Here is a 3705-nt window from a genome sequence, read left to right on the forward strand (position 1 = left end):
CCTGGGCGCTGTTGATCGGCGGTCTGTTCGCCGCCTGGCTGCGCCGCGCGCTGCCGGGCGTGGACGCGGCCACCGCGCACTTTGCGGCGGCCATCGGCGGTGCCTCGGAAATGGCGGTGCTGGCAGAGCGGCACGGCGGCCGGGTGGATCTGGTGGCCGCCGCCCATTCGCTGCGCGTGCTGCTGGTGGTGCTGGTCATCCCCTTCGGCTACCAGGCCGCCGGGCTGCATGGGCTGGACGCGACACCGCTGGCGGTGCGCGCGGTCGACCCGGCGGGCCTGGCGCTGCTGGCGGCTGCCACCGCCGCCGGCAGCCTGCTGGTATGGCGGCTGGGCGTGCCCAATCCGTGGGTGCTGGGTTCGCTGGCGGTCGCGGCGGCGCTCAGCGGTGCGGGCGTGGAGCTGTCGGCGCTGCCCGGCTGGCTCAGCCATGCCGGCCAGCTGTCCATCGGCGTGGCGCTGGGCACGCGTTTCAACCGCAGCTTCATCCACACCGCGCCGCGCTGGCTGGCCGCAGTGGCCACCGGCACCCTGGCGATGATTGCCGCCTCAGGCGCCTTCGCCTGGCTGCTGGCGCGGCTGATCGAGCTGCACTGGGCCACCGTGCTGCTGGGCACCTCGCCCGGCGGCATCGCCGAGATGTGCATCACCGCCAAGGTGCTGCAGCTGGGCGTGCCGGTGGTCACCGCCTTCCACGTGGTGCGCTACGTGGCGGTGCTGCTGCTCACCGGGCCGATGTTCCGGCGGCGGCAGCAGCGGCTGGCCGGTGTGGGGGCCTGACGCGGTGGCCTAACGCGGTTGGGCCGGACGGCGGGCGCGGAACAGCTCGCTGATCGACACCTCGCGCGGGCCGGGCAGCACGCTGAAGGCATCGCCCGCGGCAATCTGCCCCGGCCGGTGCACCGCCAGGTAAAAGCCGCAAAAGCCCGACTGCCACATCATCTTGCCGGCCTGGCTGAAACCCAGCGCCGCATTCAGCTTGGAGCACGGAAAGCGCGGCTCGCTCACCACCAGGGCGCAGCCCGGCAGTTCCAGCCGGTCGCCGATCCATGCCTGCGACTCCAGCAGGCCACGCAGCGTCAGGTTTTCGCCCAACAGGCCCGGCGGCGGCGCCTCGTTCCAGAGGCCCACGCGGGCCTGCGCCTGCACCGTCTGCCAGAACGGATAGTGCTCGGCCGGGTACGCATACACCGCCTTGGCGATGCCGCCGTGCACCGTCATGTCGGCCTGCTCGTCGCCTTCCAGGCCGGCGCTGCGCACTTGCACCGGGCCCGTTTGCGGCGTTTTGAGGAAGCCGCTGGCCACGGGTCGGCCGCCCACCAGCAGGGGCTGCGCACGCCCGACATTGACGGCTTCGACGGTTCCAGACGGTTGCATATCTCTATGACAGTTGTGCATAACCTCCCGCAGGTGGGTGGTTACGGCGGGATTACACTCGAATTGAAATGCCTAGGGAGGCAGCAGCGCGATCCGCTGTACCTCGATGAAACTTCGGGCCGCCAGCGCGGCTCTTTTCATCTGGCGTCCACTTTCACGCCGCGGCATGCGGCGAGCCCCGAGCGTCCCACCGGTTGCCCCGAGGCTGGCCACATCCCGTTTTTGCAATCGACGATTGGAGTAGCCATGAACAGTCCCGTGATGGGAGGCCTGCGCCTCAACGTACCCGCCTGGGTCAAGCACGACCGCCTGGTCAGTTGGGTGGCCGACATTGCCGCCCTCACGCAGGCCGCCGACGTCTATTGGTGCGACGGCTCGGAAGAAGAGTATGACCGCCTGTGCGCGCAGCTCGTGGCTGCCGGCACCTTCCGCAAGCTCAACCCCGAGCTGCGCCCCAACAGCTACCTGGCCTGGAGCGACCCGGGCGACGTGGCCCGCGTGGAAGACCGCACCTTCATCTGCAGCCAGAAGAAGGAAGACGCCGGCCCCACCAACAACTGGACCGACCCGGCCGAGATGCGCGCGCTGCTGCAAACCGGCGACAACGCGCTGTTCAAGGGCGCGATGAAGGGGCGCACGCTGTACGTGGTGCCGTTCTCGATGGGCCCGCTGGGCTCGCCCATCGCCCACATCGGCGTCGAGCTGAGCGACAGCCCCTACGTGGCCGTGAACATGCGCCTGATGACCCGCATGGGCCGCGCGGTGCTGGACGTGCTGGGCAGCGACGGCGAATACGTGCCCTGCGTGCACACCGTGGGCGCCCCGCTGGAGCCGGGCCAGAAGGACGTGTCCTGGCCCTGCAACGCCACCAAGTACATCGTGCACTACCCCGAGACGCGCGAGATCTGGAGCTACGGCTCGGGCTACGGCGGCAATGCGCTGCTGGGCAAGAAGTGCTTTGCGCTGCGCATCGCCAGCACCATGGGCCGCGACGAAGGCTGGCTGGCCGAGCACATGCTGGTGCTGGGCGTCACCAATCCGCAAGGCGTCAAGCGCCATGTGGCCGCTGCCTTCCCCAGCGCCTGCGGCAAGACCAACTTCGCGATGCTGATTCCGCCGGCCGGCTTCGAAGGCTGGAAGGTCACCACCATTGGCGACGACATCGCCTGGATCAAGCCGGGTGCCGACGGCCGCCTGTACGCCATCAACCCGGAGGCCGGCTACTTCGGCGTGGCACCGGGCACCAACGACCTGACCAACCCGAACTGCATGGCTTCGCTCCGGCGCGACGTCATCTTCACGAACGTGGCGCTGACCGACGACGGCGACGTGTGGTGGGAAGGCATGACCGACACGCCGCCCGCGCACCTGGTGGATTGGCAAGGCAAGGACTGGACGCCGCAGAGCGCCAAGCAGGCCGACGGCAAGCTGCGGCCGGCCGCGCACCCCAACGCCCGCTTCACCGTGGCCGCCACCAACAACCCGGTGCTCGACCCCGAGTGGGACAACCCGGCCGGCGTGGCGATCGACGCCTTCATCTTCGGTGGCCGCCGCTCCACCACCGTGCCGCTGGTGACCGAAGCACGCAACTGGGTCGACGGCGTGTACATGGCCGCCACCATGGGCTCGGAAACCACCGCTGCGGCCGCCGGCCAGCAGGGCGTGGTGCGCCGCGACCCGTTCGCGATGCTGCCGTTCATGGGCTACAACATGAGCGACTACTTCCGCCACTGGCTGGACCTGGGCGCCAAGCTGCAGGGCTCCGGCGCCAAGCTGCCGGGCATCTTCTGCGTCAACTGGTTCCGCAAGGGCGCCGACGGCAAGTTCGTCTGGCCCGGCTACGGCGAGAACATGCGCGTGCTGAAGTGGATCCTGGAGCGCGTGGACGGCCAGGCCCAGGGCGAAGAGCATGTGTTCGGCATCAGCCCGCGCTACGAAGACCTGAGCTGGAACGGCCTGGCCTTCTCGCAGGCGCAGTTCCAGAGCGTGATCGGCATCGACGCCACCGCCTGGCAGCAGGAGCTGGCGCTGCACACCGAGCTGTTCGACAAGCTGGCCTACCACCTGCCGGCCGAGCTGACCGAGACCAAGCAGCGCCTGGAAAAGCGCCTGGCCGCCTGATCAGGCCACCGCCGGTCGCGGGTTCGGCACAAAGCCGAACCGCGCCGGCATCTGCGCATACGGCAGCTCGTTCACCGACCACGTGCCGTTGTCCACCAGGCTGGCGGCGGCCTCCACGTCCAGGCTGTGCAGCAGCCCCAAGCCCAGGTCGGTGTCGATGAACAGCCGGCCCGCTTCATCCATCCACGCGCTGGTGTAAGCGGCCGGC

The 3705-nt window shown here is 69.5% G+C and carries 3 protein-coding genes and 1 pseudogene; 2 read left to right on the forward strand and 2 right to left on the reverse strand.

The window, feature by feature from the left end:
- Positions 1-779, forward strand: a 779-nt coding sequence (locus ABNT58_RS00465) for an AbrB family transcriptional regulator (RefSeq protein WP_348751552.1), incomplete at its 5' end; no start/stop codon positions are given.
- A 9-nt stretch (positions 780-788) separates the two neighbouring features.
- On the opposite strand, the gene ABNT58_RS00470 is transcribed toward ABNT58_RS00465, so the two are convergent.
- Positions 789-1376, reverse strand: a complete 588-nt coding sequence (locus ABNT58_RS00470; protein ID WP_348751553.1) for an MOSC domain-containing protein — start codon at positions 1374-1376, stop codon at positions 789-791.
- A 246-nt stretch (positions 1377-1622) separates the two neighbouring features.
- Here ABNT58_RS00470 and ABNT58_RS00475 point away from each other — a divergent pair, with 246 nt between their 5' ends.
- The gene (locus ABNT58_RS00475) at positions 1623-3497 is read left to right on the forward strand and encodes a phosphoenolpyruvate carboxykinase (GTP) (protein WP_348751554.1); all 1875 of its coding nucleotides are present in this window, start codon (positions 1623-1625) and stop codon (positions 3495-3497) included.
- Here ABNT58_RS00475 and ABNT58_RS00480 read toward each other — a convergent pair.
- Positions 3498-3705: pseudogene (locus tag ABNT58_RS00480) on the reverse strand (DUF2946 domain-containing protein); the annotation flags it as partial.

It is taken from the genome of uncultured Aquincola sp. (assembly GCF_964001545.1).
In the GTDB taxonomy this organism is placed as follows: Bacteria; Pseudomonadota; Gammaproteobacteria; order Burkholderiales; family Burkholderiaceae_C; genus Aquincola.